The organism is Bordetella sp. 15P40C-2, from assembly GCF_009763235.1.
Taxonomy (GTDB): domain Bacteria; phylum Pseudomonadota; class Gammaproteobacteria; order Burkholderiales; family Burkholderiaceae_B; genus Bordetella_A.
Genome location: NZ_WSJA01000057.1, coordinates 124646 through 140613 on the forward strand (window position 1 = coordinate 124646; position 15968 = coordinate 140613).

At 59.2% G+C, this 15968-nt stretch carries 15 protein-coding genes and 3 tRNA genes; 12 read left to right on the top strand and 6 right to left on the bottom strand.

Features of this window, described 5'->3' with window-relative positions:
- Nucleotides 1-11: 11 nt before the first annotated feature.
- A complete protein-coding gene (locus tag GOQ25_RS18900; protein ID WP_370519995.1) occupies nucleotides 12-617 on the bottom strand; it encodes a PIN domain-containing protein in 606 nt (201 codons plus the stop codon).
- Nucleotides 618-927: 310 nt separating this feature from the next.
- Between GOQ25_RS18900 and GOQ25_RS18905 the strand changes: the two genes are divergently transcribed.
- The 8 genes from GOQ25_RS18905 to GOQ25_RS18940 are packed head-to-tail and all read left to right on the top strand — an operon-like array spanning nucleotide 928 to nucleotide 10440.
- The gene (locus GOQ25_RS18905) at nucleotides 928-2808 is read left to right on the top strand and encodes a type VI secretion system tip protein VgrG (protein WP_160352019.1); all 1881 of its coding nucleotides are present in this window, start codon (nucleotides 928-930) and stop codon (nucleotides 2806-2808) included.
- Between the two features lie 26 nt (nucleotides 2809-2834).
- The gene (locus tag GOQ25_RS18910; RefSeq protein ID WP_160352020.1) at nucleotides 2835-3827 is read left to right on the top strand and encodes a hypothetical protein; all 993 of its coding nucleotides are present in this window, start codon (nucleotides 2835-2837) and stop codon (nucleotides 3825-3827) included.
- 35 nt (nucleotides 3828-3862) lie between these two features.
- The gene (locus GOQ25_RS18915; protein WP_160352021.1) at nucleotides 3863-4876 is read left to right on the top strand and encodes a hypothetical protein; all 1014 of its coding nucleotides are present in this window, start codon (nucleotides 3863-3865) and stop codon (nucleotides 4874-4876) included.
- 12 nt (nucleotides 4877-4888) lie between these two features.
- Nucleotides 4889-5857 (top strand): hypothetical protein, encoded by a 969-nt coding sequence (locus tag GOQ25_RS18920; protein ID WP_160352022.1) that lies wholly within the window; start codon nucleotides 4889-4891, stop codon nucleotides 5855-5857.
- Between the two features lie 2 nt (nucleotides 5858-5859).
- Nucleotides 5860-8499 carry a DUF2169 domain-containing protein gene (locus GOQ25_RS18925; protein WP_160352023.1) on the top strand — a complete coding sequence of 880 codons (2640 nt, stop codon included), beginning with the start codon at nucleotides 5860-5862 and terminating at the stop codon, nucleotides 8497-8499.
- A complete protein-coding gene (locus GOQ25_RS19825) occupies nucleotides 8496-9548 on the top strand; it encodes a pentapeptide repeat-containing protein (RefSeq protein WP_160352024.1) in 1053 nt (350 codons plus the stop codon). The genes GOQ25_RS18925 and GOQ25_RS19825 overlap by 4 nt, the downstream gene beginning before the upstream one ends.
- Before the next feature lie 10 nt (nucleotides 9549-9558).
- Complete coding sequence (locus tag GOQ25_RS18935) at nucleotides 9559-9927, top strand: DUF4150 domain-containing protein (RefSeq protein WP_160352025.1); 369 nt, start codon at nucleotides 9559-9561, stop codon at nucleotides 9925-9927.
- A 30-nt stretch (nucleotides 9928-9957) separates the two neighbouring features.
- A complete protein-coding gene (locus GOQ25_RS18940) occupies nucleotides 9958-10440 on the top strand; it encodes a hypothetical protein (RefSeq protein WP_160352026.1) in 483 nt (160 codons plus the stop codon).
- 34 nt (nucleotides 10441-10474) lie between these two features.
- Here the strand turns inward: GOQ25_RS18940 and GOQ25_RS18945 are convergent, their stop codons facing one another.
- The 4 genes from GOQ25_RS18945 to GOQ25_RS18960 all read right to left on the bottom strand — a co-directional run bounded on the left by GOQ25_RS18945 (nucleotide 10475) and on the right by GOQ25_RS18960 (nucleotide 12732).
- Nucleotides 10475-11503: a hypothetical protein gene (locus tag GOQ25_RS18945; protein ID WP_160352027.1), complete on the bottom strand. Its 1029-nt coding sequence runs from the start codon at nucleotides 11501-11503 to the stop codon at nucleotides 10475-10477.
- A gap of 173 nt (nucleotides 11504-11676) precedes the next feature.
- On the bottom strand, nucleotides 11677-12318 hold the full coding sequence (locus GOQ25_RS18950) for a DedA family protein (RefSeq protein ID WP_160352028.1): 642 nt from the start codon (nucleotides 12316-12318) through the stop codon (nucleotides 11677-11679).
- A 236-nt stretch (nucleotides 12319-12554) separates the two neighbouring features.
- Nucleotides 12555-12639 (bottom strand) — tRNA-Leu (locus tag GOQ25_RS18955).
- Between the two features lie 3 nt (nucleotides 12640-12642).
- Nucleotides 12643-12732: transfer RNA gene (locus GOQ25_RS18960), tRNA-Ser, on the bottom strand.
- Nucleotides 12733-12852: 120 nt separating this feature from the next.
- Here GOQ25_RS18960 and GOQ25_RS18965 point away from each other — a divergent pair.
- From GOQ25_RS18965 to GOQ25_RS18980, 4 genes are all read left to right on the top strand, one after another.
- Nucleotides 12853-13830, top strand: a complete 978-nt coding sequence (locus GOQ25_RS18965; RefSeq protein WP_160352029.1) for an NAD(P)H-quinone oxidoreductase — start codon at nucleotides 12853-12855, stop codon at nucleotides 13828-13830.
- Between the two features lie 96 nt (nucleotides 13831-13926).
- Nucleotides 13927-14673: a triose-phosphate isomerase gene (gene tpiA / locus GOQ25_RS18970; RefSeq protein WP_160352030.1), complete on the top strand. Its 747-nt coding sequence runs from the start codon at nucleotides 13927-13929 to the stop codon at nucleotides 14671-14673.
- Between the two features lie 18 nt (nucleotides 14674-14691).
- Entirely contained in the window at nucleotides 14692-15249 is a 558-nt protein-coding gene (gene secG / locus GOQ25_RS18975; protein ID WP_160352031.1) for a preprotein translocase subunit SecG, read from the top strand.
- Nucleotides 15250-15352: 103 nt separating this feature from the next.
- Nucleotides 15353-15437, top strand: a tRNA-Leu gene (locus GOQ25_RS18980).
- Between the two features lie 114 nt (nucleotides 15438-15551).
- Here the strand turns inward: GOQ25_RS18980 and GOQ25_RS18985 are convergent.
- A partial coding sequence (locus GOQ25_RS18985; RefSeq protein ID WP_160352032.1) for a transposase occupies nucleotides 15552-15968 on the bottom strand: 417 nt, incomplete at its 5' end.

Here is a 15968-nt window from a genome sequence, read left to right on the forward strand (position 1 = left end):
CGCGTCTGTCGCTATAGACCGTCACGCCCGACGAGAGCCTTGAGTCGATATAGCCGCTCGCGGTGCAACGTTGCCTCGAGCGGCTCGGGGTCGCGTCCCAGCGCGACGTAGTCGTCTGGCACGGCACGTAGCGATGCGCGTAGCTGGTCCGGGTTCGCCTCCCACCATTGCGCCAGCAAGCGGTCAGGATTAAAGACCTCCAGGCCTTGCCGGCGCAGCTCTGAACGATTGAAGTCCTTTAAATTCCACGTGGCCACGATTACGCGCGGCGGTATTTGAAGACCGCAACGCGCGCGACAGGCAAGGCCGGCGGCAATGACATGGAAATCCTTCGGGTCGCTATAACGCAACACGGATTCGTAAGCCTGCAGATCCGCCTGCGACGCAGCGGGAAACTGTCCGTTCATGTCGGCCCACTGGGCTTCGAGCACGTCTTGCGGGATATCCCACAAACGGGCAGCGTTGCGCCGCCACTCGCTGCCAATGCGTTCACTCCATACCGGCTGATATACCGCATGCGTGGCCAGACTTAGCATCAATCGCCGCACGATCCCCGACATCAGGACGCAAGCGTCCAACACAACAAAGGGCGGGGAAACGGGGGTGACAGTGGACACGACGGAGTAAGCCATTGGCGCAGCGCGGATGGAAGCGGACGTCACTGTAACAGGAACGTGGGCCTAGATTGTAGTAACAAGAGGTAGCCCGCATGCGCGTGCGCCCGTTGCATCAGCGTGCCAGCGTTTCAGATCGTCATAGATTGGGGGAGTCGTTAGGGAAAACCGCAATGACTCGCTATTACTCTTCCAGTAGTTTTCGATAGTCGGCCCCGCTGCGGGCCCGGGCGTGAGCATCGAACGCCCCTGTACGAAAGGCCGTCAAGCACTCCACCGAGAGAACGGTCGCAGATCGTATCTGGAGAGTCCCGTGGATATTCCTAGCTTGCTGCAAACCCGTCCTATCATTGCGCACACTGTGATGCCAGGCCTGAAGTTTCGCCAGATGACGGGACACGAGGGTCTGTCGCAACTGTTCGAATTCGAAGTCGAGCTGCTGGCGGATAACTTCAATCTGGATCTGCGGGCATTGCTAGGCAAACCGTTGACTCTGGAGCTGGCGACCACGTCGTCACCGCGCTATCTGAGCGGGCAGGTCACGCGCTGCGTCATGGTGGGCCGCGAGAACAGCGTATCCCGCCACTATATCTATCGCGCCACGGTGCGGCCGTGGCTCTGGTATTTAACCCAGACCTCGGACAACAAGATCTTTCAGCAGAAAACGGTCCCCGACATCATCAAGGAAGTGCTGGGAGAATATGGCTATCCGTTCGAGCTCAAGCTCACCGGCAGCTATCGGTCCTGGGAGTATTGCGTGCAGTATCAGGAGACGGACTTTGCGTTCGTCAGCCGCTTGATGGAGCACGAGGGGATTTATTACTACTTCAAGCATGAACGTGACCAGCACACGCTGGTGATGACCGACGACATCGCCTCGCACGCGCCGGTGCCGGGCTACGAGACCATTCCCTATTTCGGCCCCGACCGCGTCACGACCCCAAAAGAGGAATACGTGTCGATGTGGGAGGTCGCAGCACAGGTCACCCCCGATGGCTACGCCACCGTGGACTATGACTTCACCAAACCGGGTGCGAGCCTGGACGCGATGTCGCGACGCAAAGGCGGATCCGAGCCTGGAAATCTCGAGGTTTTCGAATGGCAGGGCGGTTTTCAGGAGGCGCAGCACGGCGAACAATATGCGCGCATCCGTCTGGAGGAGCTGCAAAGCACCCAAGAGCAAAGCATGGGATTGTCCAATGCGCGAGGTCTAGCGCCAGGCGCGCTGTTTACCCTGCGCAATCACCCGCGCAAGGCCGAGAATCGAGAGTACCTTATCGTGTCGGTCAACTACCGCATGAGCGTGGGCGGTTATTCAACAGAAACGGGACTGGAAGAGTTCTACGAAGCGTCGTTTTCCGCGCTGCCATCGAACGTCCAGTATCGCGCCCCACGCGTGACACCCATCCCTCGCACGCATGGCCCGCAAACGGCTCGTGTCGTGGGCCCTTTGGGTAAAGAGATCTGGACCGATAAGTACGGCCGTATCAAGGTGCAGTTTCACTGGGACCGATACGGCCAACGCAATGAAAGCAGTTCGTGCTGGGTGCGCGTATCCAGCCCTTGGGCGGGCGGCGGTTTCGGCGGCCTGCAATTGCCGCGTATCAATGACGAAGTGGTGGTCGACTTTATCGGTGGATGTCCCGACCGACCTATCGTGCTGGGCCGCGTCTACAACGCCAACAATATGCCGCCGGTCGAGCTGCCCGCCTGCGCCACGCAAAGTGGTTTCCGCAGTCAGTCGGTATATGGCGATCCGACCATGTGCAACATGATGATCTTCGATGACACGCTGGGCGCGGAGTTGGTGCATCAGCGTGCTCAGAAAGACATGTGCCATGAGGTGAACAACAATCATAGTCATGTGGTGGGATGCGACTACTCCCTCGAGGTGGGAGGCAACTACAGCATCAAGGCCAAGACGCTGAAGGTCGAAATCGCCGATGAGACGAATGTGACACTCAATGGTCCCACCACGGTCAACCGCAAGGACTACTCGGCCGAAACGGTCGGACAGGTCATGGAGAACACCACGGGCAACGTCATCACCTCGACCACGGGGACCGTGACCACCTCTCAGATCGGCGCGCAAGCGAATACGGAGATCGGCGCCGTGGGGCACTATCTCGTGGGCGCGTATGGCTCCGTACAGATCGGGGACTTCAAGAAAACCATTTTCGGTAATGTGGGCTGAGTGGTCAGCCGGCCCCAGGGAGCGTCATGTCCGATGATCTGATCGATACCATTGAACAAGGTGTCCGCAACGACCTCGATGCGCTAGGTCCGAACCCCGATCCTTCGCAGGTCGCCGACGTGGTGGCGCGTCAGGCGCAGCGCGGTGCGGGAGGGGATCCCGCGATTAGTAATCAGGCTGCCCAGCGCGCGCGCGGGTATCTGGAACAGGGCATGGATCCCGAGACGTCTGCGACGTTGGCCGGCGCGGGTGCGCATCAGGATTCGGTATCCGGCAGGCGCGGGATCCAAGATCAGGCTCGGGATCTGTTGAAGCGGCAGCACACGGCCGATCCTGATGTGGCGCCCGTGGACGACGTTAAAGACTACACCGACCTGCGGCGACAGGGGCTATCCGCCGACGAGCTCGCGACCACCGAGACCGTGATGCAAGAGGCGGCCGAAAGTATGGGCGCGGCCGGTGTTCCAGCACCCATTGCCGCACAGGCTGAGCTTGCCATTGCGAATGCCGCCGCTGATGGCCAGCTATTACCCGCGGGCCTGGACATCCATGGCCGCTTGAAGGTGACCGTCCACGACTATGTCGATCTGACTTATCAAAGCTCGCAGATTAAAACGACCAAGGGGCCTACCACCTATACGCACCAAGGCGATGTCAAGATCGAGGCCACTAACGTGCGGTTGACCGCCGATACGATTTTGATCGAGCCGACATCGCTTGAGATCAACAAGGTGTCGGAGAGCAAGAGCTCGTCACGTTCGATCTTTTCTGCAACGCTCGGGCTTTCGTCTACCACCACGACGACAGATGACTATCACAGCCTCTTTGGACTGAATGCCGCGGTCGCGGGTGTGAACATCCACATGGCGCCCGTCAAGGTGGGCGCGGCCTTCAAGATGACGACCCGCGGACTAACGCGCGATGGCATTCAAGCATTCACTTACGAAAACTCCGATGCCATGACGAGGAAGTCCAACGTCTGCTTTATGGCGGCGTCGATACTTCTTATCTTCATCTAGTCGGATGGGTAACGCGTCGGAGCCATGAGACACGCATGACAGAGCCTTATAAAAACATTCCTCGGGTACTGGAGGGGTCGAGGGCGGCGCAAGCCGTCGATGAGATAGGGCAGTTTGTGCGGGGGAATCCCGACATCGATCCCGGTGCCCTGGAGCAGGCGGTCAAGGCCAAAATCGTGCAGTACGGTGGCGATCCCGTCACGGCCGCGGCCGCCAGCCGCAGCGCGGCAGTGCTGGCTCAGCAGGACCCGGGGCGCGCGGGGCTGATCGTCGAGAATATCGTCGGCACTACGTTGGCGGACCCGAATCTCGCGGCCAGTCAGGCAGCCGCACGTGTGGATGCGCGATTGCGGCAGCAAGGCGCGCCAGGTTCCGAAGCCGCACACAGCGCTATTGCCTATGAAGAAGCTAATGCCGTTTTGCAAGCTTCCGGCGTCACAGATACGCAGTCGTCGCAGGCACTACAGCAAGCGGTGGATCAATATCTTGCGCGCGGTGCTACGGCCAGTCAGGCAGCGGCCGCAGCCGTGGTCTCGGTGTTGGCGCAAGCGATGCCTGAAGCTGGCTCGTTTTCCATCTTCGGTTATTTCAACATGCTGGTGCACGGCGATGCGGAATACCTCTTCAAGAACACCGAGACGATGCGGGTCACCGGCTCGGCGATTCATTCGCATCTGAGTACGACGACATACAAGATGAACGGGCAAAAACTGCATATCGAAGCCGACGAGATCAAAACGAAAGGCGTGAGCGAAGTGGTGCGTGCCCACCCTGGCGAAGCCAAGGGGATATACGGCGGCAGCTATGTGTCTTGGACGCCGCTCACCGTCAGCGGCTACGGGTGGACCACACAGTATGGCAAGGAGCAACACTTGGCGGGAGGGGGTTCGGTATCTCTGTCGGGGCTGCGCGTGTATCTGGCGATCTATGACTCCGACCTCGCGAACACCAGATCCAAAATTTCAAAACACGACGACCGCGTGACGGCACTGGAGGCCTACGTGATGATTCGAGAAACCCTCACGTCCGGCCGGCATTTCCTCGGCTAGGGAGGATGCACCATGAGTGGACCTTTCAATGTCATTCCCAACTCGAATGCGGCCCGCGCGGTAGAAGAAGCCGCGCGCTTGAATTTCGCCGACGGCGTCCCGTTATCGAGCAAGCTGTCTCCCATCCTGCAACGCTATGGCGTAGACACGGTGACACAGTCAGCCGTGGAAGCCGCAGCCGACCAGTTGGCATCTCGTCCCGGCATGGATGTTCCTTATCTGGCTCAGGGGCTGGTCGGCACGGCGGTTTCAGACCCGCGTGTCGCGGCAAACCAGGCGAAAGCCTATGTCGAAGGCCAAGGCGCCCTGACGGCAGAACAAGAGCGGCAGCTGGCGATTGCCGCGGCAGGAAACGCAGCGCAGGATGCTGGGGCGGACCGTGCCACGGCCGAAGCGGCGGCAAGCGACGCATTAAGCAGCGGTGCATCGCCTCAGATGGCTGCCTATGCGGGCGCGGCGACGGCGGTTTCGGCTGCCGTCAGCAGCAACCCCGCCGGTGGACCTGGAATTGAAATTTTCGGCTATCTCAAAGCGCTCGTGCAAGGGGTGGTGTACGAAACCTATCTCGGTAGCGAAGACAAACAGGTTAGTCTCAAAACGGACTGGACCATGGGCGGCAGTTTTATCCAGACTACTGCCGGCCAGCTTCATATCGAGTGCGAGGAATACCGGGCCGAGGCGAAAACGGATGTGAGCGAGCGCGAGTGGTCGGCAGGGTTTTATATCAAAGGCTACACCATGGAAGCGCCAGCCCCGGTTTTCACGACCTTGGTGGGATTTAGCGTGACGCCGTTGAGCACTGCCATCTATTCTCGCAAGATCATTTCGCTTGCCGCCGTGAAGGAAGTGGCCTTCGCTGCGGACTTCTACGTGGCGTTACTCGGTACGACCAAGACAAATCTGACAGACGAGGATATCCGCAAACGGAAAGACAAATTCCTGGTGGGCATCCATGCTCGCGGTCGCACGAACTTTAGCTGACCATGAAGACAATCAAACCGCTACGTCTGATGGTCATGCCGCGTCCCTACCGTTGGCGCGACGGGACGTATCTGGCCGTCACGATCGCCGCCTTGGTCGAGCACCTCGATGATCAGCCTCGGTTTCTGCCTGAATACACGCTGCTGCACGAGGTGCTGCCCGAGCTGGACTGCGATGAGATGTTCGACAGCATCATGCCCAAGCCGCATCCGGAATTTTTGGTCAGCGGCTATGCCTATACCGCGCACCAAAAGGATAAGACCTGCTGCATGGTGCGGGCGCGGGTCGCGGACAAGGTCAAAGAAGGCCTGGTGTTTGGCGAGCGGTACTGGAATGGCGACGAGATCACGAACGCGCAGCCATTCGAGCAAATGCCGCTGACGTGGAGCAATGCGTTTGGCGGCAGCGACTTCGAACCCAACCCGCTGGGTACCGGCCTGGATTCCATCGAGGTAAATGGATTGTCGGCGATTCGTCTACCGAATCTGGAAACGCCGCTTGCGCGCATTCATCGTAAAGGGCAGCGCGTGCCACCGTTTAATTTTGGGCAGATCCGGATGGATTGGCCGCAGCGCTTGGAGAAAATGGGCAGCTGCGATCAAGCGTGGATCGAACGCGTGGGCATTGGGTTTTTCGACAACATGCAGTTCTCCGCCTTTAACGCCGCACCTGAAGACCAAATCTGGCAGGACCGTGACGCGTTGAGGATGGATGAGACGTTCGAGATGTGGAATATGCACCCCGAACGCCAATGCTGGTCTGGCAAGCTGCCAGCCGTGCAGGCGCGCTGTTTCATCAAACGCCGTGGTGTGGAGGATGCGATTGATGAGATTCGCCTTAAACCCACCACGGTGTGGTTCGTTCCTCATCGCAGCAGCTACCTGTTGCTCTTTCACGGTCATATCGAGATCGCTACCGACGACGCGTACGACGTCGATGTGATCATGGCCGCGATGGAAAAATGCGACGCGCCGCGCGCGCTCGAGGATTATGCGCGCGTGATGCGGGACCGATGCGATCTGCAGCAAGCCGCATTACACGTGTTTCGGGACGAGCAGCTCATGCCGGGCGACATGCTCGCGCCGTGGATAGAGCGGTTTGCCGCCGACGACCATGCCATGCTGTCCAAGATGACGCGCATGTCGGAGGAACGCCAAGGGTACCCTGAAGGGAAATTCGTCGGTCCCATCAAGCCCGTCACCTTGGCCGATTTGCCCGAGATGGTGGCACAGCACGACAAGTTGCAGGCCGAGGCGATGCAGGAGCTGGCGAAACAACGCGACGAGGCGTTCGCCGCCGCGTCGGGCTCCGATGCCGTGCCGACCCGGCAAGAGCAAGCGACCGCGGATATCTATCGGAGCTTGGATTTTCAGAGCGGACGCAACGACATGCCTAAGCTGCCCGTGAGCGGGCCGCCTAGCGCCGAGGCATTTCAGCAAGTGCTGAAGACCGCGCGGCAGCGTGAAGCAACCCGCGCCGTGTTGCGCGAGTCGCCGAAGGGCCGGGGCATGGATACGCTTAGTCAAGCAGCGGCAACCACGAGACGTTCACTCAACAAGGTCTATCTGTACTCGGTCCATTTCCAGGAAGGCGTGGCGCGTGTCGGAGATCATCGCGCCCACGTGTTGCGTCAACGTGCCGAGCAGCGTTATCGCTTGGGAAAGAATCTGAGCAAGATGAATCTCACGGGCGCCGACCTGCGAGGCATGGACTTCTCGGGCGCCGATTTCACCGAGACGTGGCTAGAAAACGCGGACTTTACGGGCGCCAATCTGACGGGCGCCAAGTTTGATCACACCGTACTGGCTCGCGCCACATTCGCCGATTGCCGCATGGATGATGTTGAGCTGCGCGACTGCAACATCAGCGAAGCGACGTTTGACGGTGTCTCGATGGAAGGGGTGTCGCTGCGCGGGCTCATTTCCGAGGGGCTGACGGTTTTCCGGCAATGCCGCTTTATCCACGCGTCGATCGAGAACTTTGATTTTAAGAAGAACCTTTTTGCGGAAACCGTTTTCGACGGCGCGCGACTCGTGAACGTGTCGTTTCAGGAGTGCAAGATCGAACAGTGCGAGTTCAACGGCAGCCTGCTGCAAAAAAGCAATTTCAACGATTCATCGCTGAACGATGTGGCGATACATCGTACGAAGATGCTGAGCGCGGCGCATATGAACAGTGCCTTTGCCCAAGTGGCAATCACGGAGTGTGAGATTACGAAAACGTCGTTTTATGAGGATGTTTCATTTAACGATTGCGAGCTCACGCGCAATCACTTTCGTCAGTCGATGCTGCGTGAGGTGTCTTTCGTCAATGTGGATTTTTCGGAGTCGGTGTTTGAGCAGACTGACCTGTCGCTCGCGAATCTGCGGCAATGCCGCTTGCGTCGGATCAAGACGCCACAGGCCATGTTTATACGCGCGAACCTCGACATGGCGGATTTATCAGGCAGCAACCTGATGCACGGATCTTTCCAGAAAGCCCGGTTTATCGGCGCCGATTTATCTGATTGCAATTTTTTCCGTGCCGATATGAGCGAGACCGTGCTTGATGCCTCTACACGCACGGACCGCGCCTATGTGCATCGCACCCGACTGGCGCCGTTGCATGATGGCGGTCATTGGATGGATGGACGTGAATCGTGAGTAAGGAGTTTGTATTAAGTAAAGCCGATACGCTCGAGCTCATCCGCGATCTCGATCTCGCGGGGGTTTCGTTCGAGGGCGACACGTTGACCGGGATGATGTTTAACGCGGTGAATTTCTCCGATGCGCGTCTGATCGCAAGCAAATTCAACGACAGCCTTTTCGTGGAATGCGATTTTTCGCGGATGTCCGCGCAGGGCACGGACTTTTCCCGATCACGCTTTCAACGCTGCAAGATGGCGCACCTGATGCTCAGCGATTGCGATCTGACGGAGGCGTCGTTCAATGGCTGCGATTTGCGGCAAGCCACTGTTTCCCAGTGTGAAGCCCCACAGGTGGATCTGACGGAATGCGACCTGCACGAAGCCTCGCTGCAAGGCGCCAACCTGGCTGGCGCGAACATCACGGACAGCCAGTTGGCCGACTCGGATTTTAGCGCGTGCGACCTCAGCAATGCGGTGTTCTACGAACTGGATGTATCCAGAGTGTCCTTCGATGCCGCCGTGCTGCGCGATGCCGTGTTCTCTGGATGTTGCGTTAAAAGCCGACAGTTCCGCGCACAGGATCTGTCGGGTTCCCAGTTTAACGAGGCGACGCTGGAAGACGTCGACTTTTCGGATGCGCGCATGGCCGCCTGCAATTTCAGCGATAGCAAACTGAGTCGGGTGAGCTTCGCGCGGGCTGACGCACCGAACACGTTATTCATTAACGCCGAGATCGAGGAGTGTTGTTTCGATCATGGTGTTTATGATCAAGGTATCTGGAATGGCGCGATCGTCGTGCGCTCGGGTTTCGCCCACGCGAGCCTGAATCTCGCCGCGATTCAGAAAGCCTCGTTCGAGCGCTGCGAATTCGGCGGAGCAAGTCTGGCGTTTGCCGATTTTTCCTACTCACGCTTGCATCAATGCGGGCTCGAGGGCGTTACCTTGAACCGCACCAAATTTCATCGCTTATTAACCGACTCGGATTCGATCAAAACCCGTCTCGGCGCCATCGAGCGCGACGACGAGTTGTTCGAGGCCGAGTTACGAAGCGCATCATCGCCTTAAGGAGAACATCATGCCTCTATGGAGCAGCATGGACAGTGGCAAGAGCCCGGGACTCGGGCCGTATATGACGGGCGTTTCCAAGAACGATATGCTCAACTTGATGAAGCTGCCCACCACCAATGTCTTTATCAAGAATCGGCCTGCCCATAACATCTGGTCGGTGGCGCCTTTGACCATCGATCTGCCTTCCGGGGTTCTGGGGCTTGCTTCGGGTACCTTGTTTATGTTGGGCACCACGATCGCGCTTTTCGCGGCCACCGTGGTGGCCAGTGGTGGCGTGGTGATTCGCTGGCTATGTCTTGCGCTACAGAATCTTTGGAACACGCTAGGGTGCTTTCTCAAGCCCGGGCAGAAAAAAGTGGTCCTGCTGACGGCTTGATGTGACGGCGATTGCGACGTGAGTTGAACCATGATGCTTTATCGCTTGGCCACGGTCGCCGGCGTGGGGTTTATGCTGGCAGGCGGCGGCGTGCTCGTCGCCTATCTGTACCAGGCGATTTACCTGGCTACGCCGGCGAACGCGCCTGATCTGTCCTGGGCGTTCACCCTGTATCTCATCGGGCACGTATTAATCGTTGTACGCAGCCACCTGATCAACGACCTGGCTCACCGCATTCGGCATCACGGTGAGTCTGGCGATGCCCGGATCCTCACCGCCAAGCGTATCGGTTCGCCCGAAGAGGGCAGGGACCGCCATTGGTATGCGCTGACGCTGCGTGTGCAACCGCACAGGGCGAATACCTCTGACTTCGATACATCGGTCACGCAGTTGTTCAGTGCGCAAGCATCAGCGCGTTTGGCGCCGGGGTCCATTCTGCCGGTCAAGTTTGGCGACAAGCCGGCTCAGGTGGTGGTGACAGGCGAGGGCGCGTTTCCCGCCATACGGCGATGACGCCATAGGCGGGAAGCGCCACCACGACAGTGCCCTAGATCAACCGCAATACCGGGTCTGGAACGCCAATCGCATGCAAGGCACGCCTCTCCGCCTCTGTAAGCTGAAGATGATTAATCAGCGTCACGGCTGGCAGACTTTGCGGGGTGGTTGGCTTTGCGCCTTCGACTGACTTGAGGTTGACGCCTTGCGCCGCTGTTTCGTCCGCGACCGTAGCGCTGCATACGGCTAGCAATTGATGAAGTAGCGCGTCCAACGCGAGCGGCTTGGATAATCGCTCTTGTTTGGTCGCCCATTGCCGCAGATTAACGGTTTTGGGCACGGCCGCACTGCGTATGGCGGCTCGCGGCGCGGACTGCGGTTGTTCGGCGGCTTTCATCAGCGTCTCGTGCGCGAAACGCAGCACGCCCCGGATGCGTTTGCCGAACTCCCCATTGCAGACTTCCAACACGCGCATCTTCGTCTCTGATGGCAAATCCTTGAAGATCTCGGTCATCTGCTCGCCGGGGAAGGCGCGGCGTTGTTCTGCCGTCATACGCCTCATAGGCCAGGATCGTGATATGAACGCGTCGGCCTCGTCCAACGTGCGCAGCGTGGCATAGGTATCTGAGGTATTGACCGCGTCCTCCAGATCCAGCCTCAGCTTTTGCGCAAACAGTTTCCAGATCTCGGCTTCGTCGAAGATTCCGTAGATACGATCATTACGGTATATCTCCGCATCGCCAATATGAAAGCTGCAACCCACCGCGCCCGTGATGTGGTTCCAGATATCGAATCTGAATTGATGACGGTGTTCTTGCGGCGCAAGGCTACGCAGTTGCAGGAATTTTTTCAGCCTTTCCTTTTCATTATTGAGACGTCCGGAGTCGTCTTCGTGGTGCCACGGGTTCACCTTGATAGAGGCAATGCAGTCGAACAAGCTTTCTATCGCCTCTCGGCGTATGCCGCCTGCAAGCACGTCGATAATTTTGTCGACTAGCCGCATCCGCCTGGCTTGTTCGATGTTTTGCGACTGTGCGATGTGCACGATGCGCGAAACGCTCAGCAGTGAAAAGTCGTTCATAGTGTCAACGCCGCCCGTTAGAAAGACTTGTTGTCCTTGAGTAACAGCAAGCTACGTCGAGTTCCAGCGTTGCGCTGGCGGAGCGGCAAGACAGATGAATTTCCCGTGTGCGCCCTAGGGCGCATGGCGTTCCTATCAGGGTAAGTCCCGATGCCATGACCGGGTCGGACGGATCAGCGGCGGCGCGAGCGTCCGTTAGCTGCCTGCGGTCGTTTACGCAGGAACATCACAATCAGCGCGAGGCCAAAGACGATGGACAAGACGAAGCCGATGATGAGACCCGCATGTTGCGTATCCTGTAGCGCCCCAGCGCTACGCGCTGCCAAATAGCCGGGAGTCAGCATCGCCGGAACCCACAATACCGCCGAGATCACATTGGCCAGTTGAAAGCGCGTGTGCTTCATGGCCATGATCCCCGCGACCGTGGGCACCGTCGAACGAAATGGGCCGAGGAAACGGCCCATTAGCACGGAGGCGAACCCGTACCGGGAAAAAAACAGTCTCGCCCGCGCTACCGCGGTGCGTTGTGTACTGAACGGCCAGCGGCGCAACATCGTCGGCCCCAGCCACCGTCCAAAAGCGTACGAAATCGCGTCCCCGACGATTGCTCCGGCGATTCCCCAGATCAGCGGGCTCCATGGCGAGAGGGTGCCCGTGCCGATCAAGCCGCCGGTCAAAAGCAGCAGCGCCGTGGCGGGGATCAATATGCCGATAATCAGCATCGATTCGCCCAGCGTCAGCAAAAATATGATCGGCCCTGCCCAGTCCTGGTTGGTCTGGATGAATTGACCGATCTGGTCGAAAAAAGCGTCCATGCGGGGGAGGTCAGCACAAGTTGCCAAGCATGTTACCGCGAGGCGATAGGCCGCGTTGGCCCGTTTGCTGGCGACAAGGTGCCGGGTTGTAACGGAGAAAATTCGTGGTCGGGAATGCCGTCATGCGACCCCCGATCATGCCATCCCGATGTGAGTATTTTGGGAAACGCTCAACGGCAAGCCTGATGTGCAGCGCAGGAAAGTCCGCAAATCAGACTAAGGGAAGCGTGAAATGATGGTGCACCCACCCGGAATCGAACCGGGATGCCCGAAGGCGAGGGATTTTAAGTCCCTTGCGTCTACCAATTTCGCCATGGGTGCAGTTGGCGGAAGCGGTGGGATTCGAACCCACGAAGGGCGCAAACCCTTGCCGGTTTTCAAGACCGGTGCCTTCAACCACTCGGCCACACTTCCATTCTGCGCTGCGGATGATACCGCAGTCTGGAAGTCCCGCGTGCAAAGACGACGAATTCAGCGGGTTTGGATCTTCCGTAAAGGGCGCAATAATAATCGATTTACACGAGGAGGCGAACTATGCGTGCAGTAGAAATTTCCCAGCCTGGCGGCCCCGAGGTCCTGGTGCCCGTGGAGCGGCCCATGCCTGAGGCGGGCGCTGGCGAGGTCCTGATCAAGGTCTCAGCGGCTGGCGTGAATCGCCCCGACGTGGCTCAGCGCAAGGGAAGCTACCCGCCGCCTCCCGGAGCCTCGGATCTGCCAGGACTCGAAGTCGCCGGCGAAATCGTGGGCGGGGATGCGGCGGCCGGGAGCTTCGCCATTGGCGACAAGGTCTGTGCGCTGATCGCGGGCGGCGGCTATGCCGAATACTGCGTGGCGCCGGTCGAGCAGTGCCTGCCGATCCCCGCAGGCCTGTCGGATATCGAGGCAGCGGGCTTGCCCGAGACGTATTTCACGGTCTGGAGCAACGTGTTCGACCGCGGCGCGCTCAAAGCTGGCGAAACCCTGTTGGTGCACGGTGGCGCGAGCGGCATCGGGACCACGGCGATCCAACTGGCCCGCGCGATGGGTAACACTGTGTATGCCACTGTAGGCAGCGATGAACGCGCCCGGGCCGTCGAGTCCTTGGGGGCGGCTCGCGGCATCAACTACAAGACGGAAGATTTCGTTGAAGTCGTGCGCGAGGCGACTGGTGGCGTGGGCGTCAATGTCATTCTCGACATGGTGGCCGGCGACTACATTAACCGCGACTTGAAGTGTCTGGCCGACGATGGGCGTATCGTGATCATCGCGTTGTTGGGTGGCGCGCGTTCCGAGATCGACGCCAATCAGGTTCTGCGGCGGCGTTTGACGGTCACGGGCTCGACGCTGCGTCCACGTCCGGTGGCGTTCAAGGGCGCAATCGCGCAGTCATTGCGTCAGCACGTCTGGCCGCTGTTGGAGCAGGGTCGTATCAAACCGATAGTCCACGCCACGTTCCCGCTGGAGCAGGCGTCGGCCGCCCATGCGATGATGGAGGCCGGCGAAAACATAGGCAAAATCATCCTGACTGTGTAATAAACACGGCGTTCAGCGTAGCTGCAGCTATTCAGGATACAATCTTGGGTTTGACCTGGGTTTTGTCGCCCAGGTTGCCCTTAACCCGTTTGCGCCATGACCTCAGTTGAAAACCGCGCCCGTCTCGTGCTGGGCAATTGGAAGATGCACGGCAACCTGGCCGAAAACGCTGCGCTGCTCGAAGCTTTGCGCGCCGCCGATCCGGCGTCACACTGCGAAATCGGTGTGTGCGTGCCGTTTCCATATCTGGCTCAGGCTGCTTCCGTTCTGGAAGGCAGCGCCGTTTCGTGGGGAGCACAGGATGTCAGCGCGCATGCCAAAGGCGCCTACACGGGCGAAGTTTCCGGCGCCATGCTGAAGGAATTCGGCTGCCGTTTGGCGCTGGTCGGGCATTCCGAGCGGCGCACCTACCACGGCGAGACCGATCAGGGCGTTGCTGACAAGGCGCGCGCCGCGCTGGAATCGGGCCTGACGCCGGTGGTCTGCGTGGGCGAATCCCTCGCGGATCGCGAAGCCGGCAATACGTTGAGCGTCATCGAGCGTCAACTCGCGCCGGTCCTGGCCTTGGGCGCGGATGCCTTGTCACGCATGGTACTGGCCTACGAGCCGGTATGGGCGATTGGCACGGGTTTAAGCGCTTCGCCCGAGCAGGCGCAAGAGGTTCACGGTGCGATTCGTCTCGCATTGCGGGCTCAGGGCGCCGGCCAGGTGCGCGTGTTGTACGGCGGCAGCGTCAAGGCCGCCAATGCTGCCACTTTGTTTGCGATGCCGGATATCGACGGCGCCCTCGTGGGCGGCGCGTCCTTGGTCGCTGAAGAATTCCTGCGGATTGCCGCAGCCTAAGTTTCCGGAGTCTTTTTAATGTCTTTGACACTCACTCTTTTGCTGGGCGTACAAGTTGTGTCCGCGCTGGCGATTATCGTCCTTGTTCTACTGCAGCAGGGCAAAGGCGCCGACATGGGCTCTGCCTTTGGCAGCGGCTCGGCCGGCAGTCTGTTCGGCGCGACTGGCGCGGCTAACTTCTTGTCGCGCATGACCAAATGGGCTGCCGTGGTCTTTTTTGCCTCGACCCTCGGTCTGGCGTACATGAGCCACTCGGTATCGCCGTTTGGAGGCATGGAATCCGGTGTGATGCAGGATTTCCCGGCTGATCGCTCTGTGCCGCAGATTCCTGGTGCTGGCGTGCCGCAAACCGCGCCCGCGCAGTCCGACGCATCGGTGCCATCCGTGCCCGCCGCTCCGCAGACGCAGGCGCCTGCTGATGCCGCTCCGGCTGCCACTGAGGCACCCGCAGCAGCACCGGCGGCTCCCGAGGCGCCCGCGGCAGACAAGCCCGAGACCGCCGCTGATAAGCCCGCGGACGCACCCGCTGCTCAGCCGTCGTCCGAGCAGCCCACTCAACAGAGCCCGGCGCAATAATTGATAGCAAGAAAGCTTGAGCCAATTGGCTCAAGCCGAAAAATCGTGCTAGAATGCGCGACTTTCCTGGTTTGAATATCGACACAGGAAATGCAAGACCCAAGCCGACGTGGTGGAATTGGTAGACACGCTATCTTGAGGGGGTAGTGGCGAAAGCTGTGCGAGTTCGAGTCTCGCCGTCGGCACCAAGATTCCAAATCAGTGCGCTTCAAAACGCCTGATGATTTACTGAAAAACCCGCATGAACATCGCGTTCTGCGGGTTTTTTGGGCTCTACCCCATAAACGGGGGATGAGCATTCATCAGACCCGGTTAATCACACCGTTCCAACCGCACTGAGCCAAGACTCTCATGCGGTAATTCTCAAAATTTCTGAACCCAAACGCCCGGCGCGAGAGCATTTCCATCTTCGTGTGGAAGCCCTCGGTAATCCCGTTGGATTTGGTGAACCGCCACATCCGCACGATGGGCTCGAGCCACGATAGTAACGTCGCCGCCAGCGCCTTGGCTGGACTTTGCTCGAACTGCCGGATCAGAGCCAGGAATTTCGGCAGCATTTTTTGTGCGCGTTTGGCCTTTAAGCTCTTCAAAACCAGAAATCCGTTGAGCTGCTGTTTGGCGAAATACAACGCCTGCAGCACCGGCATCTGCGCCAGATAGCGGTGCAGCGTTTCCTTCTGCATGGCGGTCAACTTCCAGCGATGACGACGCATCAGACT